Below are 25,052 nucleotides of genomic sequence, written 5' to 3'. Positions count from 1 at the left end.
CGCTTTGTCAAGCGCACGGCATCTACATATTGTGTAATTTCAGTGGATATTAACTATGAAATTAATATCTGTAGTGTTCTGCCTTGAACGGACCCTGCTTCGAGATGCCGATATAATCAGCCTGAAGGTCGGAAAGTTCTGTCAGGCGCACGCCAAGCTTATCGAGATGAAGGCGTGCAACCTTTTCGTCGAGGTGCTTCGGCAGCACGTAGACTTCATTCTTGTATTCACCCGGCTTGGTGAAAAGCTCGATCTGGCCCAGCACCTGGTTGGTGAACGACGCCGACATGACGAAGGAAGGGTGACCTGTGGCATTGCCAAGGTTCAGCAGGCGGCCTTCGGACAGCAGGATGATGCGGTTGCCCTTCGGGAACTCGATCATGTCGACCTGCGGCTTGATGTTTGTCCACTTGAGGTTACGCAGCGAAGCGACCTGAATTTCATTGTCGAAATGGCCGATATTGCCGACGATGGCCATGTCCTTCATTTCGCGCATGTGCTCGATGCGGATGACGTCCTTGTTGCCGGTGGTGGTGATGAAGATGTCAGCGGAAGACACAACGTCTTCCAGGCGAACGACCTCGAAACCGTCCATGGCGGCCTGAAGCGCGCAGATCGGGTCGATTTCCGTGACCTTCACGCGGGCGCCAGCGCCCTGCAGCGAGGCGGCGGAACCCTTGCCGACATCGCCGTAACCGCAGACCACAGCAACCTTGCCAGCCATCATCACGTCGGTTGCGCGGCGAATGCCGTCTACCAGCGATTCCTTGCAGCCGTATTTGTTGTCGAACTTGGACTTGGTGACACTGTCGTTGACGTTGATGGCCGGGAAGGGCAGGAGGCCCTTCTTGGCAAGATCGTAGAGACGATGAACGCCTGTCGTCGTTTCTTCCGTCACGCCCTTCAGCGCGTCACGCTGCTTGGTGAACCAGCCGGGGGAAGCCTTGAGGCGCTTGTTGATCTGCGCGAAAAGAATTTCCTCTTCTTCCGAACCGGGGTTGGAAAGAACGTCCTCACCGGCTTCGGCGCGCGCGCCGAGCAGAATGTACATGGTGGCATCGCCGCCATCGTCGAGGATCATGTTGGAGAGGCCGCCATCGGTCCACTGGAAGATCTTGTCGGTATATTCCCAATATTCCGTCAGGCTCTCACCCTTGACCGCGAAAACAGGAATGCCGGCCGCTGCAATGGCTGCTGCGGCATGGTCCTGCGTCGAGAAGATGTTGCAGGACGCCCAGCGGATGTCCGCGCCCAGTTCCTTCAGCGTCTCGATGAGGACACCGGTCTGGATCGTCATGTGAAGAGAACCGGTGATACGTGCGCCCTTCAGGGGCTTGCTCTCGCCGAATTCCTTGCGGCAGGACATAAGGCCAGGCATTTCGGTTTCGGCGATGTCCAGTTCCTTGCGGCCGAATGCGGCAAGGTTGATATCGGCGATGATGTAGTCCTTCTCAAGGCTCATGAAGTTCTCCAGATCAGAAATGCCATGCCTGCTGGCCCGGCTTTTAAACGTAGCAGCGGTTTAGCAGGCCAAAAACGATCTGGCAATAACGATATAAAGAAGTCTTTATGTCTTTATATGGGGGTGGGGGTCAGGCTTCTTCGCCGAAGCGGTCGGCAACAAGTGCCTCAAGTGCGGCGAGCGCCTCTTCCGCCTGGTTGCCGCTCGCCTCGACATAGACACTGCATCCCGGGCTGGCCGCCAGCATCATCAGACCCATGATGGAGGTGCCGCCAACGGTCATTCCGTCCTTCGACACCGTAATCGTCGCGTCGAAACCCTCGACCATCTGCACGAATTTTGCAGATGCCCGGGCGTGGAGACCGCGCTTGTTGATGATCGGCAATTCCCGGGAGTGAGGCGACATGGGGCTGACTTCTTATTTGCCGCTTAAAACGCGGCTGGCGACGTTGATGTATTTGCGACCGGCGTCGGATGCGTCCTGGAGCGCCTTGTCCATGTTGTCTTCGCTGCGAACGCCTGCGAGTTTTATCAGCATGGGAAGATTGACCCCGGCGATGACTTCGACATTACCGTTGTTCATGACGGAGATGGCAAGATTGGACGGTGTGCCACCGAACATATCCGTCAGAATAATAACGCCATTTCCATCATTGACGCGCGTAACGGCGTCGATGATATCCTGCCGGCGCTGATCCATGTCGTCTTCGGGACCGATACAAACCGTCTCGATCAATTTCTGGGGACCGACGACATGCTCCAACGCATGGCGAAACTCCTCAGCCAGCTTGCCATGGGTGACAAGCACTAGTCCGATCATGAAATGCTCCCTTGCACACGCACTCTCATTGCCGACTATCGCAACGCGGCAATCCTGTCCATCGGTGGGATTTCATCTTGATGAGGAAAATGCGAATCGCAAGCCTAAAATCGCCTGAATCGTGGTCACTTCACGTTCGTTTTAAAAAGATTTTGAGCAAGTGCAGCAAATTTTCCATAGGGCGTAAGACTGGAAAGCGGAATACGCAGAAGCGGAAGATGCCCGCCGCAGGGCAGCAACAACACCTCGTCATCTTCCGGAAGTCTTGGATTTTCCGGTGAAAGAACTGTCGTAACGGCGAAATTTAGTCCGGCGCTCGGGACGCTGTTGACGTTAACGATGCCGCTGCCGCGCAATTCCAGTAGTCCTGCAATCGCTTCCGGCCGCTCGGCGATAATGTTTTCGCCGTCGCGATACACGAAAATCTGATCATCCGCGACCAGTGCCGCCGGCAATCCGCACCGTTGCGCCTCCGTCAGAAAGCTGAAAGCAAGCTCGCTTTTGCCGCTGCCGGACGGTCCGGTGAAGAGAATGCCGGTGTTGTCGACGACAATGGCGGTTGCGTGCAGGTTGAAGCGTTCAGCGTTCATGGGTTTCGGCCGCCGGCAGCGACAGGGTGAAGCGCGCGCCTGATATCACGCCGTATTTGTCGACGACATTTTCTGCCCTCAGGCTGCCGCCATGGGCTTCGGCGATCTGGCGGCTGATGGAAAGGCCAAGGCCGGAATTCTGGCCGAAACCTTCGCTTGCCGGTCGGTCGGTGTAGAAGCGCTCGAAAATCCGGTCGATATCCTCGGCCTGAATGCCGGGGCCATTGTCTTCCACCTGCACGATGCAGCGGTCCTTGTGACGGGAAAGGCGCACGGTGATGCGGCCGCTTTCCTCGGAAACGAAAGAGCGCGCATTCTCGATCAGGTTGGTGACGATCTGCCCGATGCGAAGATCGTGACCGTTCACGACGAAGGAGGTTTTGGCTCCCGCCTTCCGGTCGGCGACATAGTCGATCGCCACGCTCTTTTTCTTTGTGCTGATCTGGCGGGAGATATCCACCAGACCCTTCATAAGAACGTCGAGATCCAGCGGCGATGCATCGACGCGCGCCAGTTCGGCATCGAGCCGCGAGGCATCCGAAATATCGCTGATGAGGCGGTCGAGGCGGCGGACATCGTGGAAGATGATCTCGGTCAGCCGCTGTTTGGACTCTTCCGTCTTGGCACGCGGCAGGGTTTCCACGGCGCTGCGCAGCGAAGTCAGCGGGTTCTTGAGCTCGTGGCTGACATCGGCGGCGAAACTTTCGATTGCGTCGATACGGTCGTAGAGCGCCGTCGTCATTTCACGAAGCGCTATGGAAAGGTTGCCGATTTCATCCTGACGCGCCGAAAAGTCCGGTATCTCCTCGCGGGTTCTGGCCCCGCGACGCACGCGGATAGCAGCCGCCGAAAGCCGCCGGAGCGGCGTGGCGATGGTGGAAGACAACAAGAGGGAAAGTACGATGTTGACGAGCGTGGCGATGCCGAACACGCGCATGATGGCGAGGCGCTCCGCACGCACGATCTTGTCGATATCGCCGGCCTGCGTGGACAGGAGCAGAACCCCGAGCACGGCCCGGAAGCGCTGCACCGGCACGGCGACCGAAACGATCAGCTCACCCTTTTCGGTAACGCGAACGACTGCGCCGCGCACGCCGGTCAGCGCATTCATCACCTCCGGATAGATCGAGCCGTCGCCTCCTGGCGCTTCCTTGTATTGCGGCAGGCTGCTCGGTTGCAGCATGCGGTTGAACATGCTGGTGAACCATTCACCCCAGGTCTGGGTTTCCGGCGTCACCGGCGGCAGATCGAAGCGCAGGACCTGGCCGCGGGAATAGAGATGGCGAGAATCGAGAAGCAGGTTGGCATCGGCGTCGAAAAGCCGAGCGCGGGTCCGTGTCGGCGAAATCAGCCGGCGCAGCACCGGCGCCACCCGTTCCGGATTGATCGGGAAACTCAAGTCCTCGTCATTGGGGGCGGGCGTGATGCTTTGCCCCGCCTGCAATTCCAGCAGCTTTTCCGGATTGATGGTGATGGAGTTGGTATCCACCGAGGCGGAGGCCGAGATGGCACCGGCGATGATCTCGCCCTGCGTCAAAAGGCTTTCCACCCGCGCATCGATCAGCCCCTCGCGGAACTGGTTGAGGTAGAGAATGCCACCGACCAGAACGACCGTCGCGGCCACGTTGAAGAACAGGATGCGGCGCGTGAGGCTGGAAAACACAGCATTGCCAAAAATGCGTCGGACGATCGTCAGCGGATGGATACGATGGCGGCGTTCGCTGCCGCGATCTTCGGCATCGTCACTGTCCGAGACGGTTTCCGGCGTTTTCTTCAACAAGTCTATGTCCTCGCCACCACAATTCCGGTGGTCTCTCCCGATTGCGGCTCGTTCAAGCCGCTTCGCGGAAGCGATATCCTACGCCATAAAGCGTTTCAATCATATCGAAGTCACCATCGACCAGTTTGAACTTCTTGCGAAGGCGCTTGATGTGGCTGTCGATCGTGCGGTCGTCAACATAGACCTGTTCGTCGTAGGCTGCATCCATCAGCGCGTCGCGGCTTTTCACCACGCCTGGCCGCTGTGCAAGCGAATGCAGGATAAGGAATTCGGTAACGGTCAGCGTCACCGGCTCGCCCTTCCAGGTGCAGGTGTGGCGTTCCTGATCCATGGCCAGCTGGCCGCGTTCGAGCGTGCGCGCCTGTTGATCAGCCGTCGGCTTCAGCGTGCTGCCGCCGGTCGCAGCGGAAGCCTCGCGGCTGCTGGCGCGGCGCAGGATGGCCTTGACGCGTTCCACCAGAAGGCGCTGCGAGAAGGGTTTTGTGATGAAATCGTCAGCACCCATCTTCAGGCCGAACAATTCGTCGATCTCTTCATCCTTGGAGGTCAGGAAGATAACCGGAATATCCGATTTCTGGCGAAGACGCCGCAAAAGCTCCATGCCGTCCATGCGCGGCATTTTGATGTCGAAAATGGCGAGCTGCGGCGGACGGGCAATCAGTCCGTCAAGCGCGGAGGCGCCGTCCGTATACGTTTCGACCCGGTAGCCTTCGGCTTCGAGCGCGATCGATACCGAAGTGAGAATATTCCGGTCGTCGTCGACAAGCGCGATCGTCTGCATGTAGTTGGTCTCCATCGTCATTTTCTCGTAACTCCCGACATCCACCCAGCCAAGGTTGCGCGCCGCGAGCCACTCTCATGAGTATAAAGGTGGAACAAATTGTGGCAAAGGAAAACTCACAACCAAATCGCCTAGTATGACTAGGGCAATTCCGGGAAAACGCCGCAGCTGGATTCTAATGCGTCTTCAACCGATTTAAAAAGAAATAAAATCTTTTAAATCGATTAATATATTGAAATCACTAAGTTATTTAAAGTTTCACTCTTGCGTTTCTAAAAGCCGCCACGTATTTTCCGTGAAAATTTCAACGGCCTTATCGTCATTTACAAGGAACGCGTCATGAACGAGCTTGGGGTTCATAATCCTGCCAATGGAGTTGCGGAACTCGGACTGGGCGAGGCCTCCCGCGTCTTTTATAACCTCAACGAAAGCGAATTGTACGAAGAGGCGATCCGCAACGGCGAAGCCGAGCTGACGGCGGATGGCGCACTTCGTGCCGTTACCGGTCAGCATACGGGCCGTTCTCCGAAGGACAAATTCGTCGTCCGCGACGCTTCCACCGAAGACACTATCTGGTGGGACAACAACAAGCCGCTGTCGCCGGAAAACTTCGAGTTGCTGCGTCAGGACATGCTTGCGCACGCCGCCGGCAAGACGCTCTATGTTCAGGATCTGATCGGCGGTGCCGATGAGGAAAACGCCCTGTCGACCCGTGTCGTCACTGAGCTTGCCTGGCATTCGCTGTTCATCCGCAACCTGCTCATCCGCCCGAAGCGGGAGAAACTGGCAGGCTTCAAACAGAGGCTGACCATTATCAATCTGCCGAGCTTCAAGGCTGATCCGGCGCGTCACGGCGTCCGTTCGGAAACCGTCATCGCGTGCGATCTCACCAATGGTCTCGTCCTCATCGGCGGTACCTCCTATGCCGGCGAGAACAAGAAGTCGGTCTTCACTGTGCTGAACTACCTGCTGCCGGCCAAGGGCGTCATGCCGATGCATTGCTCGGCCAATGTCGGTCCCGAGGGTGATTCCGCCGTGTTCTTCGGCCTGTCCGGCACCGGCAAGACCACGCTGTCGGCTGATCCGTCGCGTACGCTGATCGGCGACGATGAGCACGGCTGGGGCGAACACGGCATCTTCAATTTCGAAGGCGGCTGCTACGCCAAGGCGATCAAGCTGTCGGCCGAAGCTGAGCCGGAAATCTATGCCGCGACCCGCCGTTTCGGCACCGTTCTCGAAAACGTCGTGCTGGACGAAAACCGTGTTCCGGATTTCAACGACAACTCGCTGACGGAAAACACCCGCAGTGCCTATCCGCTGCACTTCATTCCGAATGCATCGGAAACGGGCATTGCCGGTCATCCGAAGACCATCATCATGCTGACTGCGGATGCCTTCGGCGTGCTGCCGCCCATTGCCCGGCTGACGCCGGAACAGGCCATGTACCACTTCCTTTCCGGCTACACGGCAAAGGTCGCCGGCACGGAAAAAGGCGTGACTGAGCCGGAAGCGACATTCTCCACCTGCTTCGGCGCACCCTTCATGCCGCGCCACCCGGCGGAATACGGCAACCTGCTGCGTGAGCTGATCGGCAAGCATGGCGTGGACTGCTGGCTGGTCAACACCGGCTGGACCGGCGGTGCTTACGGCATCGGCAAGCGTATGCCCATCAAGGCGACCCGCGCGCTTCTGACGGCAGCCCTCACCGGCGAGCTGAAGGGTGCCGAATTCCGCACCGATGCGAATTTCGGTTTCGCCGTGCCCCTGTCGCTGGAAGGCGTCGATGCCGCGATCCTCGATCCGCGTTCGACCTGGGCCGACGGCGCAGCTTATGACGCGCAGGCGAAGAAGCTTGTGTCGATGTTCGTTACGAACTTCACCAAGTTCGAAGATCACGTCGACAGCAAGGTGCGCGATGCAGCACCGGGTCTGCTGCTTGCTGCAGAATGAATAAGCCTCGTTTATGAGGAGGAGGGGAACCCGGCCTTGTGCCGGGTTCTTTCGTTTCGTGCCTTGTTTTCATTTTTCCCGATCTGTGGCATCACCGGCGCGGAGAAAAAACATGGCCAGCGCCCCGCTTTACATCAGCAACCGAATTACCATCGCCGGCTGGGAGCTGACGGAGCAATTCGTGCTTGCCGGCGGGCCTGGTGGCCAGAATGTCAACAAGGTCTCGACGGCGGTTCAGCTGTTTTTCGACATCGCCAATTCTCCCTCACTGCCGGAACGGGTGAAGGCGAATGCCCTGCGTCTGGGCGGGCGGCGTGTTTCGAAAGAAGGCGTGCTCATGATCGAGGCGAGCCGGTTTCGAAGCCAGGAGCGCAATCGCGAAGACGCGCGTGAACGGCTGAAGGAACTGATTCTTGAAGCGGCAGCGCCGCCGCCGCCGGTGCGCAAGGCCACCAAGCCGACCAAGGGTTCCGTCGAGCGCCGCCTCAAGGCAAAATCCGGCCGGTCGGATGTCAAGAAAATGCGTGGCAAGCCATCAGGCGACTAGGTCGCAGCTGGATGGCAAAATGTTTCGCACTTGTCATAGACCTTCAGATATCGTCTGGTAGACCTCCTACAACCAAGGAGGGTGCTATGGGTCTGTTCAATTTCATCAAGGAAGCGGGAAAGAAGCTTGGTATCGGTGGAGATGATGCCCCCGATGTCGAAGCCGTCAAAAAAGAACTCGCTTCCCACGATCTCGGCACCGACAAGGTTCAGGTCGAGGTGGTGAACGATAAGGTCGTTCTGAAGGGCGAAGTGGCCGACCAGTCGATTTTCGAAAAGGCGGTCATCGCCGTTGGCAATACGCTCGGCATTTCCAAGGTCGAGGCCGGCGAACTGACGGTGGCAGAAGCGCCGGCGAAGGAACCCGTTTTCTACACGGTCAAGAAAGGCGATAATCTCTGGAAGATCGCTGAAGCCCAGTACGGCAAGGCAAATGGCGGCAAGAACAACATCATCTTCGAAGCCAACAAGCCGATGCTGACCCATCCCGATAAAATCTACCCCGGTCAGGTTCTGCGCATTCCTGACCTTGCCTAATAACGGATTTTAACCGCTGCGATGGAGATGCCGCTTTTGCGGCATCTTTCACAACTTGCGAAGCGCAACCGTGTCGATCAGGTGGTTTTTGCCCTTGCGCAGGATAAGATCGGCGCGTGGACGCGTGGGCACGATGTTCTGGCGCAGGTTCTTCAGGTTGATGTTCTGCCAGAGGCCCTCGGCAATGCTGAGCGCCGCCTCTTCGCTGATCGACGCATAGCGATTGAAGAATGAATTCGGGTCCCGGAAGGCGGTTTGTCGCAGATTCATGAACCGGTTCACATACCAGTTGTGAATGAAGTCCTCATCCGCATCGATGTAGATCGAGAAATCGAAGAAGTCGGAAACGATCGGCACGATCCGCCCGCCCGCCGGCAGGTCGCGTGATTGCAGCACGTTGATGCCTTCGAAGATGAGGATATCCGGCTGGTCGATGACAGTGAATTCGTTCGGCAGCACGTCATAGGTCAGATGCGAGTAGCGTGGCGCCTTCACATTCGGCTGGCCCGCCTTGATCGCCGAGAGGAAACGCAGCAGCGCACCGATGTCGTAGCTTTCCGGAAAGCCCTTGCGCTCCATCAGGTTTTCGCGCCGCAGCACCTCGTTCGGGTAAAGAAACCCGTCGGTGGTGATGAGATCGACCTTCGGGCTGGAAGGCCAGCGGGCCAGAAGCTCCTTCAAAATACGCGCCGTTGTCGATTTTCCAACCGCCACCGACCCGGCAATGCCGATGACGAAGGGCGTTTTGTTGACATCCGCCATGTTCAGGAAGCGGTTGCGCTGTTCGAACAGCAGCTGCGATGCTTCCACATGCGATGACAGGAGGCGCGACAGCGACAGGTAGATACGCCGCACTTCGTCCAGATCGATCGGGTCGTCCAGCGAACGCAGTCTTTTGACCTCGTCGGCGGAAAGGGTGAGTGGTGTGTCGGCGCGAAACTTTGCCCATTCTTCCGAGCTGAAGAAGTGATAGGGCGAATATTCATCCGGGCGGAAATGATCGAGTGTGCTCGGCATGCCTCTCTCCCCGCTGCCTGCCTTGACATTCATGATGTCGGCCTCGCTGCCTTTTCCGCAAGTCCGGTCTGTCCGGTCCGGCGCTCCAGCTCCGCAAACACGTCGGCAAGGGGAATGTCGGCGATCTTCAACACCACCAGCAGGTGATAAAGCAGATCGGCGGCCTCGTTTTTCAGCCCGTCGCGGTCTTTCGCGATGGCGGCGATCACGGCCTCAACAGCCTCTTCGCCCAGTTTTTTTGCCGCACGTTCCTGGCCCGCCGCAACAAGTTTGGCCGTCCAGGATTCATCGGGAGAGGCGGCGGCGCGTGTCGCGACGATGCGTTCCAGATCGGAAAGGGAAAATGCGCTCATGGAAAGGTTCCTGCAATCAGTCGAGACGCATGGCGATGCCATGCTCGGCCATGTAGCTCTTGGCTTGCCCGATCGAATAGGTGCCGAAGTGGAAGATGGAAGCGGCAAGCACTGCGGTCGCATGGCCATCGCGAACGCCGGCTACCAGATCATCCAGCGTTCCGACGCCACCCGAGGCGATGACGGGCACGCGAACCTGATCGGCAATGCTGCGTGTCAGGCCGATATCGTATCCGCTTTTGGTGCCATCGCGGTCCATCGAGGTGACGAGCAATTCGCCGGCACCGCGTTCGACCATCTTGATGGCAAATTCCACGGCGTCGATTCCGGTTGGCTGACGTCCGCCATGGGTGAAGATTTCCCAGCGGCCGTCTTCCCCGTCCTTCGAAACCCGCTTGGCGTCGATGGAGACGACGATACACTGGTTGCCGAATTTGTCGGCAGCCTGCGCGACGAAATCAGGATCTTTCACCGCTGCGGAATTGATGGAGACCTTGTCTGCACCGCAGAGAAGCAGCTTGCGGATGTCAGCCACGGCGCGTACGCCGCCGCCGACGGTCAGCGGCATGAAGCAATGGTCGGCCGTGCGCGATACCACGTCGAAAATCGTGTCGCGATTGTCGGACGAGGCGGTGATGTCGAGAAAGCAGAGTTCGTCCGCTCCCGCCGCATCATAGGCCTTCGCCGCCTCGACTGGGTCGCCGGCGTCGATAAGATCGACGAAGTTCACACCCTTGACGACTCGGCCGTCTTTTACATCGAGGCAGGGAATAACGCGGGCTTTGAGGGTCATGCGCTTATCTCCTTGGCAGCCTTGATGAGGGCGAGCGCCTCGGCAGGATCGATGCGCCCGTCATAAAGCGCGCGGCCCGAAATTGCGCCCTCTATCTTTGCGGCATCCGGCTGCAACATGCGCTTGATGTCTTCGATGGAAGCAAGGCCGCCGGAGGCGATGACCGGGATCGACACGGCATCTGCCAGTTCGAGTGTAGAGGCCCAGTTGATGCCAGCCAGAATGCCGTCGCGATCGATATCGGTGTAGATGATGGCGGCAACGCCGGCACCTTCGAAACGTTTGGCAAGTTCGATGACGCCGAGTTCTGAGGCTTCCGCCCAGCCCTCAACAGCAACCTTGCCGCCTTTGGCGTCGATGCCGACGGCGACCTGACCGGGGAAACGCTTGCAGGCTTCGATAACCAGAACGGGATCGCGCACCGCCACGGTGCCGAGAATGACGCGGGCAAGCCCACGGCTGAGCCACGCCTCAATATGATCGAGAGTGCGGATGCCGCCGCCAAGCTGCACCGGGTTTGTCGTGGCCTTGAGAATGGCATCTACCGCTTCGCCATTCACCGTCTGGCCAGCGAAGGCGCCGTTGAGATCGACGACATGCAGCCACTCGAAGCCTTGGTCCTCGAAGGATTTCGCCTGCGCGCCGGGGTCCGTATTGTAAACGGTTGCCTGCTCCATATCGCCGAGTTTCAGGCGAACGCACTGGCCGTCTTTAAGATCGATTGCGGGAAAAAGAATCATGTCAGGGCTTCCAGCGCAGGAAATTGGAAATCAGGGCGAGGCCGAGCGTCTGGCTTTTTTCCGGGTGGAACTGCGCGCCAGCCATATTGTCGCGACCAACGAAAGCCGTCATCGCGCCACCGTAATTGGTGGTGGCGATGACATCCGCCGGATGTTTCGCCGCCAGATGATATGAATGCACGAAATAGGCATGCAAGCCGTCAGCGCCGGTTCTGATACCGTTGAACAGGGGATGCTGATGCCGGATTTCCAGCGTATTCCAGCCAATCTGCGGGATTTTAAGCGTCGGATCGGAGGGCGTCATTTCAATGACATCGCCTTCGATCCAGCCAAGCCCCGTGCTGACAGTCTTTTCGAGACCGCGCGAAGACATCAGCTGCATTCCGACGCAGATGCCGAGGAAGGGATGAGCTTTTTTCTCGACGGCTTCGATAAGCGCCTCATGCATGCCGGGCACAGCTTCGAGACCGGCGCGGCAATCGGCATAGGCGCCGACGCCTGGCAGGACGATGCGGTCCGCAGATGCGACGTGATCCGGCTTATCGGTCAGGTCAATGGTTGCATTGATGCCGGCTTCGCGGGCGGCGCGCTCGAAAGCCTTGGTGGCCGAACGCAGGTTGCCAGAACCGTAGTCGATAATCGCGACGCGCATGTCAGCGCCTTCCATTCAAGTCGAAAAGAAACGATCCGGAGGGATCGTTGACGAAGTTTTTGTCACCGCTCTTCTGCGGCGAGGGGGTCCATACCGGCTGCGACAGCTGTCCCGACGGCTCGGTATTTTCGGAAAGATCGGAGAAATATATCTCTTCGGCACTCGAAAGATCAGGGGCGGAAATGACCGAAGTCATCTTCCAGCCCTTGCCTATCAGGTGCCGGACGAGAAAATCGCGCCCCTCCAGTGCAGTGATGAGGGCAATGGCGACGCTGCACAAAATGCCCACCGGTTCGAATCCGGGTAACATTGATGCCCAACCGGCCAGAACAAGAACTGCAAATACGACGATCGCGGCCAGCCACAGCCGGTTTACGGCCAGCCACAGCCAGGGCGCAATAAGTGCCAGCCAGACGAAACGGTCTGCTATGAAGCGGGTCGTCTTGTGGTCCCTGTCCGGCCCGTTGGGGGCTTCCAGAACGAGATAGCTTGTCATGGGCTTCCTGACAGCTTTGGCGGTCAGGCCAGCATGCCCTTTGTCGAGGGAACGCGGCCTGCCTGCCGGGGGTCGATCTCGGTTGCCGCGCGAAGAACGCGGGCAACGGCCTTGAAGCATGTTTCGGCGATATGATGGTTGTTGGCGCCGTAATGGTTCAGGATATGCAGCGTGATGCCGGCATTCTGGGCCAGCGCCTGAAAGAATTCGCGCACAAGCTCGGTGTCGAATGTGCCGATCTTCGGCGCGGAGAAGTTGACATTCCACACGAGGAAGGGACGGCCGGAAATATCCACGGCAGCCTTGGTCATCGTCTCATCCATGGCAAGATCGAGCGAGGCGTAGCGGGTAATGCCGCGCCTGTCACCCAACGCCTTCGCGATGGCCTGGCCGATGGCGATGCCGGTATCTTCCACCGTATGATGATCATCGATATGCAGGTCACCTTGAACCTCGATATCCATGTCGATCAGCGAATGGCGGCTCAGCTGGTCCAGCATATGATCGAAAAATCCCACCCCGGTGGAAATTGTCGACTTGCCGGTGCCGTCGATATCCACGCGCACCGAAACCGAGGTTTCGTTGGTCTTGCGGATAATCTCGCCTTTACGTTCTGCCATCTGTGGCCGCTCCGTGAAAATGTCGCCGTTCCTTATCAGCACGAGACACAAATATCCAGTTGTTCCATCGTCTTGCATGATCTGCGCAAAACAGTGCAGTGCGGGCAGGATTTGCAATCGTGAAAAGCAAACTTACATAGATGCCGAGAAGGGCCGGATGCCGGTCCGTTAACCGCAGGCCCGGTAGGGCAGACAGGTGTTTGATGACAACGATTATTACAGTCAGGAAGGGCGGCAAGGTCGTCATGGCTGGCGATGGTCAGGTAAGTCTTGGCCAGACCGTCATGAAGGGCAATGCCCGCAAGGTTCGACGCATTGGCAAGGGTGAAGTGATTGCCGGTTTTGCCGGCGCAACGGCGGATGCCTTCACGCTGCTCGACCGTCTCGAAAAGAAACTCGAGCAATATCCCGGTCAGCTAATGCGCGCGGCCGTAGAGCTTGCAAAGGACTGGCGCACGGATAAATATCTGCGCAACCTCGAAGCCATGATGCTGGTGGCCGACAAATCCACGACACTCGCCATCACCGGTAATGGTGACGTGCTGGAACCCGAACATGGCGCGATCGCCATCGGCTCCGGCGGCAACTACGCCTTTGCGGCTGCCCGCGCCATGATGGATACGGACAAGTCGGCAGAGGAGGTAGCGCGCAAGTCGCTCGATATCGCCGCCGATATCTGTGTTTACACCAACCATAACCTCGTCATCGAAACTCTCGACGCCGAGTAAGCATATTTCTCACCCCCATTTCTCACCCAAGGGTCCTGTGGGCCGGGCCAGAATGGCCGGCCGGAACAGGAAAGCCGAGAGGACAGAATGACCACTTTTTCTCCCCGGGAAATTGTCTCGGAACTGGATCGCCACATCATCGGCCAGCATGATGCGAAACGTGCGGTCGCGATTGCGCTGCGCAACCGTTGGCGTCGCCAGCAGCTCGATGAGAGCCTGCGCGACGAGGTGATGCCGAAAAACATCCTGATGATCGGACCGACCGGTGTCGGCAAGACGGAGATTTCCCGCCGTCTCGCCAAGCTTGCCGGCGCGCCCTTCATCAAGGTCGAAGCGACCAAATTTACCGAAGTCGGTTATGTCGGTCGCGATGTCGAGCAGATCATCCGCGATCTGGTCGAGATCGGCATTGGCCTCGTGCGTGAAAAGAAGCGCGCGGAAGTACAGGCCAAGGCGCATCAGAGCGCCGAAGAGCGGGTGCTCGACGCACTGGTCGGATCGACCGCGTCACCCGCGACACGTGAGAGCTTCCGCAAGAAGCTGCGCGATGGCGAGCTGGACGACAAGGAAATCGACATCGAAGTGGCCGACAGCGGTTCGGGCATGCCCGGCTTTGAAATACCCGGCATGCCGGGCGCCAATATCGGCGTTCTCAACCTGTCGGAAATGTTTGGCAAGGCGATGGGCGGACGTACCAAGAAGGTGCGCACCACCGTCTCGAAATCCTATACTGATCTCGTTCGCGACGAATCCGACAAGCTGCTCGACAATGACATGATCCAGCGTGAAGCGGTGAAGTCGGTGGAAAATGACGGCATCGTCTTCCTCGATGAGATCGACAAGATTGCCGCCCGCGACGGCGGCATGGGTGCCGGCGTCTCGCGTGAAGGCGTGCAGCGCGATCTTCTGCCGCTCGTTGAAGGCACGACTGTCTCGACCAAATACGGGCCGGTTAAAACCGACCACGTTCTGTTCATCGCTTCCGGCGCGTTCCATGTGGCAAAGCCGTCCGACCTTCTGCCGGAGCTTCAGGGCCGCCTGCCGATCCGTGTCGAGCTTAAGCCGCTGACGAAGGAGGATTTCCGCCGTATCCTGACCGAGACGGAAGCAAGCCTCATCCGCCAGTACAAGGCGCTGATGGCGACGGAAGAACTCGATCTCGACTTCACGGACGATGCGATCGACGCTCTGGCCGACGTGGCTGTTCATCTCAACTCGTCGGTCGAGAATATCGGTGCGCGCCGCCTTCAGACAGTGATGGAGCGTGTTCTCGACGAGATTTCCTTCAACGCACCCGATCGTGGTGGCTCTGCCGTCAAGATCGATCAGGAATATGTCAAAAAGCACGTCGGCGATCTTGCCGCCGATACGGATTTGTCCCGCTATATTCTCTGAATATCTTGGAGAGCAAAGACACGAGAGTGCGGCCACATTTGCCGCACTCTTTTATTTTACGGCCTTGTCTCGCATTCAGCCCCCTTTTTGTTTATGGGAAAGGCTGCATTCCGGTTGGAACCGCTTTATGGAATGGTCCGGTTTTCTCTTGGTTCGGGAGAGGTCGGCTTGAGAAAAGGCATTCGCTCGTGCGCAAAACTCTTCTGGCATTTGCCGCCGCTTTGACGTTCACCGTCGTCTCGTCTTCTTATGCCGAGGCCGCGACGGTCGTCCCGCCTGGCAATCGCAATGCCGAACAGCCGGGCATTCCGGGGGCTTCCGCACGTCGAACCAAGGGTTCCAATACGTCTTTCGAGCGTAAATACCAGAAGGTGATCGACCTCCTGTCTTCCGACAAGGCACTGATCGGCAAGATCAAGTCTACCGCCGGGCGCTACGGTATCGATCCGATCCACATGATCGGGGCGATTGTCGGCGAGCATACCTATAACGTCGACGCCTATGACCGCCTGCAATCCTACTACGTCAAGGCCGCCTCCTATGCCGGCAGCAGCTTCCGTTTCGGCTACAAGGACGAAACCATCGCGCAGTTTCTGACGCATTCGCAATTCGCCAGGTGCCAGTCGAAAAAGGATTCCTATAGCCTTTGGAACTGTCGGGAAGACGTCTGGGACGACAGCTTCCGCGGCAAGACGGTAGATGGCGTTGCCTATCCGAACAATCGTTTCAGCGCTGTATTTTTCCAGCCCTTTTATGCCGGACAGACCTTCGGTCTCGGCCAGATCAATCCGCTCACGGCATTGATGTTGTCCGACATGGTGTCGAAAACCTCAGGTTATGAGAAGCTCGACGAAAACGATGCGACCGCCGTTTATACCGCCATCATGGACCCGGATCGCTCGCTCGCCTTCATGGCAGCCTCCATCCGCAAATCGATCGACGACTACAGGTCGATTGCCGACATGGATGTTTCCAAAAATCCTGGTGTAACGTCCACGCTTTATAATGTCGGCGGATCCGCGCAGCGCGCTGCCGCTCTCGCCCAGAAAAATCGTCAGCGCGCCGCAGGTGGGGAACAGCCGCTTTTGCCGGAAGAAAACTATTACGGCTGGCTGGTGAACGATCGCATCAAGGATTTGCAGGCGCTTTTGTAGAAAAAGACGATTATCGTCGGTATTCTTTCCAAAACGGAAATAATATTTGGTTGCCTCTCGCAATTGACGAGCGCCTGCCTCAGCGTCCAATCTGCGCCCTTAAGATGAAGAGGAGGCGCATGTGAGCCGCACCAATAAATTCGGTCTTTCCATTGATGACAGGCTTTATGCTTTTTTGACGGATGACGTTCTGCCGGGCACGGGTCTTGATGCAGAAACTTTCTTCGAAGGCTTTTCCGCCATCGTCCACGAGCTTTCCCCCAAGAATCGTGAATTGCTCGCAAAGCGCGACGCCTTGCAGGAAAAACTGGATGGCTGGTACCGGCAGAATGGCGCCCCGACGGATTTTGATGTCTATGAGGGCTTCCTGGAGGAAATCGGCTATCTGCTGCCGGAAGGACCCGGCTTCAAGGTCGAAACCAGCAACGTCGATTCGGAAATTGCCGCTGTCGCAGGCCCGCAGCTTGTCGTGCCGGTCATGAATGCCCGTTATGCGCTGAACGCCGCCAATGCCCGCTGGGGTTCGCTTTACGATGCGCTTTACGGCACGGATGCCATTTCTGACGCCGATGGTGCGGAAAAGGGCAGGGGCTATAATCCGAAACGCGGCGAAAAGGTCATTGCCTGGGCGCGGAACTTCCTCAACGAATCAGCTCCGCTCGAAACGGCAGGCTGGTCGGATGTGACCGGATTCAAGATCGTTGACGGCCTCTTGCAGCTTGCAATCGGTGACAGCAAAACGGGCCTGAAAGATGCCGAGCAATTCAAGGGCTTTACCGGCGATGCGGAAAAGCCGGCAACGATCCTGCTTGGCAAGAATGGTCTGCACACCGAGATCGTCATCGATCCCTCGACGGAAATCGGCAAGGGTGACAAGGCGGGCATCTCGGATGTCATTCTCGAATCGGCGCTGACAACCATCATGGACTGCGAGGATTCCGTTGCCGCTGTTGATGCCGAGGACAAGGTGCTGGTTTATGGCAACTGGCTTGGCCTGATGCGCGGCGACCTGACGGAGAAGGTGTCCAAGGGTGGTAACACCTTCACCCGTAGTCTCAACCCGGATCGTTATTACACCGCCCCCGATGGTGGAGCACTTACTCTGCCGGGGCGCTCCCTGATGCTGGTGCGTAATGTCGGTCACCTCATGACCAATCCGGCGATCATTGACAAGGATGGCCGCGAGGTGCCGGAAGGCATCATGGACGCCGTCGTCACAGCGCTGATTGCGCTTTACGATGTCGGCCCCTCCGGCCGTCGCCAGAATTCCCGTGCCGGTTCCATGTATGTCGTCAAGCCGAAGATGCACGGGCCGGAGGAAGTCGCCTTCGCCAACGAGATTTTCACGCGGGCCGAAAAGCTTGTCGGCATGGCGCCGAACACCATGAAAATGGGCATCATGGACGAGGAACGCCGCACCACGGTCAACCTCAAGGAAAGCATTCGCGCGGCAAAAGACCGGGTCGTCTTCATCAATACCGGCTTCCTCGACCGCACGGGCGACGAAATTCATACCTCGATGGAAGCGGGTCCGATGATCCGCAAAGGCGATATGAAACAGGCGGCCTGGATTGCGGCTTACGAGAACTGGAACGTCGATATCGGTCTGGAATGCGGCCTTTCCGGCCATGCGCAGATCGGTAAGGGCATGTGGGCCATGCCTGACCTGATGGCCGCCATGCTGGAGCAGAAGATCGCGCATCCGAAGGCAGGCGCCAACACCGCCTGGGTACCTTCACCCACGGCTGCGACGCTACATGCAACGCATTATCACAAGGTCGATGTCGCAGCCGTTCAGGACGACCTGAAAAGCCGGGGCCGGGCAAAACTCTCCGATATTCTATCGGTGCCGGTCGTGCCGCGTCCCAATTGGACGCCCGAGGAAATCCAGCGCGAACTCGACAACAACGCGCAGGGTATTCTGGGATATGTCGTGCGCTGGGTCGATCAGGGCGTCGGCTGCTCCAAGGTGCCTGATATCAACAATGTCGGACTGATGGAGGACCGCGCCACGCTGCGCATCTCCGCGCAGCATATGGCAAACTGGCTACGCCATGGCGTGGTTACGCAAGAGCAGATCGTTGAGACCATGAAACGCATGGCCGCCGTGGTCGATAGCCAAAATGCCGGAGATCCGGCCTATCTGCCGATGGCGTCCAACTTTGAAGGATCGGTCGCTTTTCAGGCCGCCGTCGAACTTGTGCTGAAAGGCCGGGAGCAGCCTAACGGTTATACGGAACCGGTTCTGCACCGCCGTCGCCTCGAACTGAAGGCGAAGCAGGCGGCTTGAGGCCGACAGGCACTCCAGAGCACGTCTTGTCTGAACGGAATGTTCGACGTGCTCTACCTTAAAACCGCTATGCACTTTTACTGGGAATGCTCCAGAAACAAAAAAGCCGCCGGGAATTCCACGGCGGCTTTTTCTTTGTCTGGTATCTGATCTTACTGGATCACGACAACCTTGGTGCTGCGGCCGGGACGGACGCGGCTGTAAAGGTCGATGACGTCCTGGTTGATCATGCGGATGCAGCCGGAAGAGGCGGCGGTGCCGATCGATGCCCATTCAGGCGAACCGTGGATACGGAACAGCGTGTCCTGTCCCTTTTCGTTGAAGAGATACATGGCGCGCGCGCCGAGCGGGTTGGAAAGACCCGGACCCATGCCTGCCTCGACATACTTTGCGACTTCCGGCTTGCGGTCAGCCATTTCCTTCGGCGGATGCCACATCGGCCATTCCTGCTTCCAGGCGACATAGGCTTCGCCGGCCCAGGCAAAACCAGCCTTGCCAACGCCGATGCCGTAACGAACTGCGCGGTTGCCGGGCAGGATATAATAAAGGAAACGCTCACGCGTATTGACGATGATCGTGCCCGGCCGTTCGTTATTCTGGAATTCGACGATCTGACGACGGAACTTCTCGTTCACACGATTGATCGGGATGGCGGGCAGCGCATAGCCCGCGTCGGTCACAGGGCCGTAAACATCGTTGAAGATCTGGACGGTTTCGACCTTTGCCGGAACCGGGTTAGCGACCGGCACTGACGCCGCTACCTGGCCGGATGATTGGGATGTGGTTTCGGCGCAGCCGGCCAGAGCCAGTGCTGCCGTCAGACCGAGTGCAGTCAATGAGGTACGGATGCGCATATCGTTCTCGCGGAAAATTCGCCAAATTGTGCGAAGGAGTAGGCTTAATTGGATAAATCGGTTATTTTCCATTAAGCCGTTCTTGGCAAGCCGATACGCTGCTGCAGGACGAATGTGACTTTAAAATTGCCGGTTGATTGCCTTTTTGCAACAATAGGCCAAACGCCTCAGTAGCCTTTATCCATGACTATTCTTTCGCTTACCAACAATAATCCGTTAATCGACGGTCGCCAGTCGGACAAGGCGATGCTGGTGCGCCGCGGCGTTCAGGTGCTTTTGCACGAGATGCGACATTCGGTTTTGCCGGAACTGCCGCTTGCAAGCGGACGACGGGCCGATCTCATCAGCCTTTCGGCAAAGGGTGAAATCTGGATTATCGAAATCAAATCCTCGATCGAGGACTTCCGCGTCGATCGCAAATGGCCGGAATACCGCCTGCATTGCGACCGGCTGTTTTTCGCCACCCATCCGGAAGTGCCGGTCGAAATCTTTCCGGAAGAATGTGGGCTTATCCTGTCGGATGGCTACGGCGCCCATATGCTTCGCGATGCGCCGGAGCATAAATTACCGCCCGCAACCCGCAAATCGGTGATGCTGGATTTCTCGAGAACCGCTGCAACCCGGCTGATGCTGGCGGAGTGGACGACCGGGCGCAGCTTCGGAGAGTGATACCCGGTTTCAGACCATATCCAGACGTAAAACCGCTTCTCACTTGTACTGTAAATGCTCTACTTCGGCGCGCGTTTCGCCAGAATGCGCTGCAGCGTTCTCCGGTGCATGTTAAGCCGGCGGGCGGTTTCCGAGACGTTGCGCTCGCACATTTCATAAACGCGCTGAATATGCTCCCAACGAACCCGGTCGGCCGACATCGGGTTTTCGGGCACTTCAGTCTTTTCACCCTTGCGCTGCGTCAGCGCATTGAAGACATCGTCCGCATCGGCCGGTTTGGCAAGATAATCCAGCGCCCCAAGCTTCACGGCGGTAACGGCGGTTGCGATATTGCCGTAGCCCGTCAGGACGACAATCTGCGTATCGTCCCGGTACTGCCGGATGGCTTCGATGACCTCGAGACCATTGCCATCCGTAAGCCGCAAATCAACGACCGCATATTTGGGCGGCGCAGCCTTGGAACGGGCAATGCCTTCGCTGACCGTCTCGGCGGTATCGACGATAAATCCGCGTGTTTCCATGGCCCGGGCAAGCCGGCGCAGGAAGGGACCGTCGTCATCGACGATCAGCAGCGATCTGTCAGCTCCGATCGGGTCGTCGTCATCCGTTGTCGCGCTGATGGGGGTCTGGTCTTCTGTCGTCATGTCTCAGGCCTTTCGGCAACTTAGTCGGCTTTTTCTTCTTATCGCCGCTTCCACGTGGATGGTAAAGTCAACGGTCTCTTTTATCGTCCATAAGCGCTCGAGGCCAGACGATTGTGACCCGCGCTCCGGTTCCGCTCAAACCGCGATTTTCGAAGGTAACGGTGGCGCCGGAGCGTTCCAGCAATGTCTTTGCAATGAAAAGCCCGAGTCCCAGCCCTCCCGCCCGGGTATCGTTGTGACGTTCGGTCACATAGGGTTCACCAATGCGGGCAAGCACGTCATGGGCATAACCCGGTCCATCATCCTCAATGGTGACGGCGACATTCTGCGAATCGTAGTCCACGGTCACGGTCACTTTTTCCCGCGCATAGTCCACGCCGTTTTCGATGAGATTGCCCAGCCCGTAAATAACGCCGGCATTCCGGATGCCAACCGGCTCGTCGATCCGGTTGTTCTTTTCGACGAGATCGAGACGGATTCCGAATTCCCGGTGCGGCGCCATCACCTCCTCAATCAGCGAGGAGAGCGGCAGGCGGCGCATATGCTCCTCATCATCGGTGGAAAGCGATGTGAGGCGGCGCAGAATATCACGGCATCTTTCGCTCTGGCTGCGCAGCAGCGCTATGTCTTCGCCAAACCTTTCATCATTTCCGAGTTCCCGTTCCATTTCCTTGGCGACGACGCTGATTGTCGCCAGCGGCGTGCCCAACTCGTGTGCCGCAGCGGCGGCCAGACCGTCTAGCTGCGAGAGATGTTTTTCCCGCTCCAGCACCAGTTCGGTCGCAGCCAGCGCATCGGCCAGCTGATTGGCCTCGTGTGAAACGCGATAGGCATAAAAGGCCGCGAAAGAGGTCGTGGCAATGATCGCGACCCAGGTGCCCACATGTAGCAGAAGCTGGATCGGCAGCACCTCACCGGGATACCACGGAACCGGAAACGGCGAAAAAGCGATTGCCGTCGAGCAGATGACGGCAAAGGCGAGCAGAATAAGCGAGTGCCGAAGCGGCTGCGACGCGAAGGCGATGATGACCTGCACGCAGATCAGCGGTGCGAAAGGATTGGAAAGACCACCGGTGATGTAGATGAGCGCCGTCAATTGCAGCAGGTCGAATGCCAGCAGCAATGTCGCTTCCCAGGGCTCCAGACGATAGGTGGAGGGAAAACGCGCAGTGAGAAACAGGTTGGCAAGCGCCAGTGCACCGATCAAAAGGCTGCAAGCCAGAAGTGGCAGGGGGAAGTTCAAGCCGAAAGCAACAAGCAGGATCGTCGCACTTTGCCCGGCCACCGCCAGCCAGCGCAACCATACGATGGTTTGCAGCCTTATCCTGCGGCTGGCGCGGCCAAGCCTTGTTGTTTCGATCGGATGGCCAGCCACCTTCATCTCCTTTGTGCTTTTCATCGTCATCACGTTCCGCGCGGTTTTGCGCGGCTGGTCGGCAATGCCGATGCCGGGTCCTCAGGCCATGGATGGCGCGGATACCTCCCGCGCATGTCCGCCCGCACATCTTTCCACGATCCTGCCCAGAAACCGGGAAGATCGCGTGTCGTCTGTATCGGCCTGTGCGCCGGCGAGGTCAATTCCAGCAGCAGCGGCAACCGCCCCTGCGCGATGGCGGGATGAGCCGTCAGCCCGAAAAGCTCCTGCACACGAATGGAAAGCGTCGGTTCGCTGGCATCGTAACGAATAGGATGTCGCTGGCCCGTCGGCGCTTCGAAATGCGTCGGCGCAAGCCTGCCGAGATCGCGTGCGACCTCATAAGGCACCAGGGCTAAAAGTCCCTCGGAAAGGCTGCCGGGCCGGATATCCTGAAGGCTGCGGGCGCCGTGCTGGAAGGGCACGAACCATTCATCCAGCCGTAAAAGCAATGCAGCATCGCTGACATCCGGCCAGGGGTCGCCGATGCTGGCATTCAGAAAGCCTATCCTGTCGCGCAACTGCTGGGTTTCTTTTGTGAACGGAAGAATTCCGACACCAAATTCCCGAACGCCGTTGGCAAGTGCCTGCGCCGCCTGTTCACCCTCCGGGCGGGGCAGGGGCGTTTCGTCGAGGATGATGGCGCCTAGGCGCGTGACGCGGCGTGCACGCGCCTGACCGCTTGCCTTGTCAAACAGCAGCTGGTCCTGCTGCACAATAAGATGCGGCATCCGCTCTTCTATATCGGTGCGCTCGATGCTTGCTGCGGAAAGGATGCGCGGCTGTGCCGCACGCCCGGTAATATCGGCAACCACCAGCATCCTGCTCGCCGCCAGCCGTTCGGTTTCGGCAAGTTCTGCACCCCGGCCGTTCGCCATCACATAACGACCGCGCGCTCCTCGCTGAAGCGCAATCCGGTCCGGATAGGCGTGGAGCAGCAAGGGGCCGGCCTCGCTTGGCTGTTCGTTCATAGTCTGCGCATCGCCGATCGCATCTAGAAGTCTCGAAGCCAGCTTGCGTGCCGCTTGCGCCCTTTCGCTTCTCTCGGAAAGAAAGCGCCGCAATCTTTCATCGAGATCGATGTCGGTTCCGCCCAGTCCCTGTTCCGTCAGCATGACGGCGAGCATCGCCGCCTTTTTTCCCGCACCTTCGCTCCCCGCTGCAATTACCATTGCCGCAAGCCGTGGCGGTAGTGAGAGGCTGCGCATCAGGTGGCCGCGTCGCGTCAACGCGCCGCTTTCATCGAGTGCGCCCAGATTTTTGAGAAGCGCGATCGATTCCTTCAATGCCGCTTCGGGAGGGGCATCCAGAAATGAAAGCGCGGAAGGATCATGAACGCCCCAATGGGCGAGGTCGAGTGCAAGGCCGGAAAGATCACTCGCCAGAATTTGCGGTGGCGTGAAGGCGTTGAGCGCTGCCGTCTGTCCCGAATGCCACAGGCGGATCGCAACGCCGGGTTCCGTTCGTCCGGCTCGGCCCGCCCGCTGGTCGGCGGAGGCGCGCGAAACCCGCACTGTCTCCAGTCTCGTGATTCCCGTTGCCGGTTCGAAAACCGGTAGTCGCTGCAACCCGCTGTCAATCACCACACGCACGCCGTCTATGGTGATCGATGTTTCTGCGATCGACGTGGCAAGCACGATCTTGCGCCGTCCGGCCGGTGCCGGCTTGATCGCCGCATCCTGCTCCTTTTGCGAAAGATTGCCGTAAAGCGGGATGATATCTGTATCGTCGGAAAAACGCCCCTCCAGCCGGTTAGCCGTGCGAGTAATTTCTGCCTGCCCCGGAAGGAAGGCAAGAATGGAGCCTGTTTCCGATGCATGAGCTTCGGTAATCGCCTTTGTGACTTTCTCTTCGACAGGCACACCCTGCCAGCGGTCCTCGTAGCGTATGTCGATTGGATATGTGCGGCCGAGGCTCTGAATGACAGGGGCATCGCCCATCAGCGCACTGATGCGTTCCACATCAAGGGTGGCGGACATCACGAGGATGCGCAGATCGTCTCTCAGTCCCTCCTGAACGTCGAGCGCAAGTGCGAGTCCGAAATCGCCATCGAGTGAGCGTTCGTGAAACTCGTCGAAAATCACCGTCGAAACGCCGGCAAGTTCCGGGTCGTCCAGAACCATCCGGGCAAAGACACCCTCAGTCACCACTTCAATCCGGGTTCTTGAGGAGATGCGATTGTCGAGCCGCATACGATAGCCGACGGTTTCTCCAACATTCTCCTGAAGAAGATCAGCCATGCGTCCAGCCGCGGCCCGGGCGGCAAGCCGGCGTGGTTCTAGAAGAATGATCTTGCCGTCGCCCCGCCATTCCATACGCAGGAGATGAAGCGGCACCAGCGTTGTTTTGCCCGCACCCGGCGGAGCCGAGAGAACGGCACGCTTTGACCCGTCCAACGCTTGGGCAATCTCGGCCAGAACGTCGCTGACGGGAAGTACGGGCAGATCGATCTTTATATGGGCTGGCGTTCTGGTCATGCAAACAGGCCTGGGGCAATCGGGTTGATGTCTAAGCGTCTCTTTTGCCGTTTCTAAAGCACGGCCCGGTGCTTTGACAGCCGGCGGAGAGGGTTTCGCAAGAGCTCTTCCGGCAAAATTGCGGTTCTTCGCAAGCTATCTGTCGTGAAGGGTGGGAAGGGGTTCCCGCATGCGCCGCCAAAAGAGACGAGGATTCCGCCCTTTCTATGCCTCCCTGGCGGTCCGCCTTGAAACTATCTTTTATTTTCATAGGTTTAGCAAAAATGTCAGTTTTTTGACGATAGGTGTGT

General features: G+C 58.2%; 25 protein-coding genes. 8 read left to right on the top strand and 17 right to left on the bottom strand.

What is annotated here, in order from left to right:
- Nucleotides 1–61: 61 nt before the first annotated feature.
- The 6 genes from ahcY to chvI all read right to left on the bottom strand — a co-directional run bounded on the left by ahcY (nucleotide 62) and on the right by chvI (nucleotide 5,433).
- Nucleotides 62–1,462 carry an adenosylhomocysteinase gene (gene ahcY, locus T18_RS14330; RefSeq protein WP_038489254.1) on the bottom strand — a complete coding sequence of 467 codons (1,401 nt, stop codon included), beginning with the start codon at nucleotides 1,460–1,462 and terminating at the stop codon, nucleotides 62–64.
- 130 nt (nucleotides 1,463–1,592) lie between these two features.
- Nucleotides 1,593–1,868, bottom strand: a complete 276-nt coding sequence (locus tag T18_RS14325) for an HPr family phosphocarrier protein (RefSeq protein WP_003516321.1) — start codon at nucleotides 1,866–1,868, stop codon at nucleotides 1,593–1,595.
- A 12-nt stretch (nucleotides 1,869–1,880) separates the two neighbouring features.
- On the bottom strand, nucleotides 1,881–2,282 hold the full coding sequence (locus T18_RS14320; protein ID WP_003516318.1) for a PTS sugar transporter subunit IIA: 402 nt from the start codon (nucleotides 2,280–2,282) through the stop codon (nucleotides 1,881–1,883).
- A gap of 125 nt (nucleotides 2,283–2,407) precedes the next feature.
- Nucleotides 2,408–2,872 (bottom strand): HPr kinase/phosphorylase, encoded by a 465-nt coding sequence (locus T18_RS14315; protein ID WP_038489257.1) that lies wholly within the window; start codon nucleotides 2,870–2,872, stop codon nucleotides 2,408–2,410.
- On the bottom strand, nucleotides 2,862–4,652 hold the full coding sequence (gene chvG / locus T18_RS14310; protein WP_038489260.1) for a two-component system sensor histidine kinase ChvG: 1,791 nt from the start codon (nucleotides 4,650–4,652) through the stop codon (nucleotides 2,862–2,864). Before chvG ends, T18_RS14315 begins: the two co-directional genes overlap by 11 nt.
- Nucleotides 4,653–4,704: 52 nt before the next feature.
- Complete coding sequence (gene chvI / locus T18_RS14305) at nucleotides 4,705–5,433, bottom strand: two-component system response regulator ChvI (RefSeq protein ID WP_003516307.1); 729 nt, start codon at nucleotides 5,431–5,433, stop codon at nucleotides 4,705–4,707.
- A 339-nt stretch (nucleotides 5,434–5,772) separates the two neighbouring features.
- Between chvI and T18_RS14300 the strand changes: the two genes are divergently transcribed.
- The 3 genes from T18_RS14300 to lysM all read left to right on the top strand — a co-directional run bounded on the left by T18_RS14300 (nucleotide 5,773) and on the right by lysM (nucleotide 8,466).
- Entirely contained in the window at nucleotides 5,773–7,383 is a 1,611-nt protein-coding gene (locus T18_RS14300; RefSeq protein WP_038489263.1) for a phosphoenolpyruvate carboxykinase, read from the top strand.
- 112 nt (nucleotides 7,384–7,495) lie between these two features.
- Nucleotides 7,496–7,930, top strand: a complete 435-nt coding sequence (arfB, locus tag T18_RS14295) for an alternative ribosome rescue aminoacyl-tRNA hydrolase ArfB (protein WP_019565930.1) — start codon at nucleotides 7,496–7,498, stop codon at nucleotides 7,928–7,930.
- 86 nt (nucleotides 7,931–8,016) lie between these two features.
- The gene (lysM, locus tag T18_RS14290) at nucleotides 8,017–8,466 is read left to right on the top strand and encodes a peptidoglycan-binding protein LysM (RefSeq protein WP_003516300.1); all 450 of its coding nucleotides are present in this window, start codon (nucleotides 8,017–8,019) and stop codon (nucleotides 8,464–8,466) included.
- A 48-nt stretch (nucleotides 8,467–8,514) separates the two neighbouring features.
- On the opposite strand, the gene coaA is transcribed toward lysM, so the two are convergent.
- The 7 genes from coaA to hisB are packed head-to-tail and all read right to left on the bottom strand — an operon-like array spanning nucleotide 8,515 to nucleotide 13,137.
- A complete protein-coding gene (gene coaA / locus T18_RS14285; protein ID WP_019565929.1) occupies nucleotides 8,515–9,516 on the bottom strand; it encodes a type I pantothenate kinase in 1,002 nt (333 codons plus the stop codon).
- Nucleotides 9,513–9,836 carry a phosphoribosyl-ATP diphosphatase gene (locus T18_RS14280; RefSeq protein ID WP_003516295.1) on the bottom strand — a complete coding sequence of 108 codons (324 nt, stop codon included), beginning with the start codon at nucleotides 9,834–9,836 and terminating at the stop codon, nucleotides 9,513–9,515. Before T18_RS14280 ends, coaA begins: the two co-directional genes overlap by 4 nt.
- A 16-nt stretch (nucleotides 9,837–9,852) precedes the next feature.
- Nucleotides 9,853–10,629 carry an imidazole glycerol phosphate synthase subunit HisF gene (gene hisF, locus T18_RS14275; protein WP_003516294.1) on the bottom strand — a complete coding sequence of 259 codons (777 nt, stop codon included), beginning with the start codon at nucleotides 10,627–10,629 and terminating at the stop codon, nucleotides 9,853–9,855.
- Nucleotides 10,626–11,369, bottom strand: a complete 744-nt coding sequence (hisA, locus tag T18_RS14270; RefSeq protein WP_038489274.1) for a 1-(5-phosphoribosyl)-5-[(5-phosphoribosylamino)methylideneamino]imidazole-4-carboxamide isomerase — start codon at nucleotides 11,367–11,369, stop codon at nucleotides 10,626–10,628. Before hisA ends, hisF begins: the two co-directional genes overlap by 4 nt.
- A gap of 1 nt (nucleotide 11,370) precedes the next feature.
- Complete coding sequence (gene hisH / locus T18_RS14265) at nucleotides 11,371–12,021, bottom strand: imidazole glycerol phosphate synthase subunit HisH (protein WP_038489277.1); 651 nt, start codon at nucleotides 12,019–12,021, stop codon at nucleotides 11,371–11,373.
- 1 nt (nucleotide 12,022) lies between these two features.
- Entirely contained in the window at nucleotides 12,023–12,517 is a 495-nt protein-coding gene (locus T18_RS14260) for a DUF2628 domain-containing protein (protein WP_025594749.1), read from the bottom strand.
- A gap of 23 nt (nucleotides 12,518–12,540) precedes the next feature.
- Nucleotides 12,541–13,137, bottom strand: coding sequence for an imidazoleglycerol-phosphate dehydratase HisB (gene hisB / locus T18_RS14255; RefSeq protein WP_003516285.1), 597 nt, complete (start codon nucleotides 13,135–13,137; stop codon nucleotides 12,541–12,543).
- A 203-nt stretch (nucleotides 13,138–13,340) separates the two neighbouring features.
- Here hisB and hslV point away from each other — a divergent pair, with 203 nt between their 5' ends.
- The 4 genes from hslV (at nucleotide 13,341) to T18_RS14235 (ending at nucleotide 18,704) form a co-directional block, all read left to right on the top strand.
- Nucleotides 13,341–13,865, top strand: coding sequence for an ATP-dependent protease subunit HslV (gene hslV / locus T18_RS14250; protein WP_003516283.1), 525 nt, complete (start codon nucleotides 13,341–13,343; stop codon nucleotides 13,863–13,865).
- 87 nt (nucleotides 13,866–13,952) lie between these two features.
- Nucleotides 13,953–15,260, top strand: a complete 1,308-nt coding sequence (gene hslU / locus T18_RS14245) for an ATP-dependent protease ATPase subunit HslU (protein ID WP_003516274.1) — start codon at nucleotides 13,953–13,955, stop codon at nucleotides 15,258–15,260.
- A gap of 188 nt (nucleotides 15,261–15,448) precedes the next feature.
- Nucleotides 15,449–16,414 (top strand): DUF1402 family protein, encoded by a 966-nt coding sequence (locus T18_RS14240; RefSeq protein ID WP_003516272.1) that lies wholly within the window; start codon nucleotides 15,449–15,451, stop codon nucleotides 16,412–16,414.
- A gap of 121 nt (nucleotides 16,415–16,535) precedes the next feature.
- A complete protein-coding gene (locus T18_RS14235) occupies nucleotides 16,536–18,704 on the top strand; it encodes a malate synthase G (protein ID WP_038489284.1) in 2,169 nt (722 codons plus the stop codon).
- A 152-nt stretch (nucleotides 18,705–18,856) separates the two neighbouring features.
- Here T18_RS14235 and T18_RS14230 read toward each other — a convergent pair whose 3' ends face one another.
- Nucleotides 18,857–19,558, bottom strand: coding sequence for a L,D-transpeptidase (locus T18_RS14230; protein WP_003516268.1), 702 nt, complete (start codon nucleotides 19,556–19,558; stop codon nucleotides 18,857–18,859).
- Between the two features lie 183 nt (nucleotides 19,559–19,741).
- Here T18_RS14230 and T18_RS14225 point away from each other — a divergent pair, with 183 nt between their 5' ends.
- Nucleotides 19,742–20,227 carry an MmcB family DNA repair protein gene (locus T18_RS14225; RefSeq protein WP_013635204.1) on the top strand — a complete coding sequence of 162 codons (486 nt, stop codon included), beginning with the start codon at nucleotides 19,742–19,744 and terminating at the stop codon, nucleotides 20,225–20,227.
- A gap of 59 nt (nucleotides 20,228–20,286) precedes the next feature.
- Here T18_RS14225 and T18_RS14220 read toward each other — a convergent pair whose 3' ends face one another.
- The 3 genes from T18_RS14220 to hrpB all read right to left on the bottom strand — a co-directional run bounded on the left by T18_RS14220 (nucleotide 20,287) and on the right by hrpB (nucleotide 24,762).
- Nucleotides 20,287–20,871: an ActR/PrrA/RegA family redox response regulator transcription factor gene (locus T18_RS14220; RefSeq protein ID WP_003516258.1), complete on the bottom strand. Its 585-nt coding sequence runs from the start codon at nucleotides 20,869–20,871 to the stop codon at nucleotides 20,287–20,289.
- A gap of 67 nt (nucleotides 20,872–20,938) precedes the next feature.
- Nucleotides 20,939–22,246, bottom strand: coding sequence for an ActS/PrrB/RegB family redox-sensitive histidine kinase (locus T18_RS14215; protein ID WP_075807707.1), 1,308 nt, complete (start codon nucleotides 22,244–22,246; stop codon nucleotides 20,939–20,941).
- Nucleotides 22,247–22,275: 29 nt separating this feature from the next.
- Complete coding sequence (gene hrpB, locus T18_RS14210) at nucleotides 22,276–24,762, bottom strand: ATP-dependent helicase HrpB (RefSeq protein ID WP_038489288.1); 2,487 nt, start codon at nucleotides 24,760–24,762, stop codon at nucleotides 22,276–22,278.
- Nucleotides 24,763–25,052 lie beyond the last annotated feature (290 nt).

The sequence above is a fragment of the Rhizobium sp. TBD182 genome (genome assembly GCF_001950375.1).
GTDB classification, from domain to species: Bacteria; Pseudomonadota; Alphaproteobacteria; order Rhizobiales; family Rhizobiaceae; genus Agrobacterium; species Agrobacterium tumefaciens.
The sequence above is the reverse complement of the archived record's forward strand: the minus strand, read 5'-3'. Positions and strand labels throughout refer to the sequence as shown.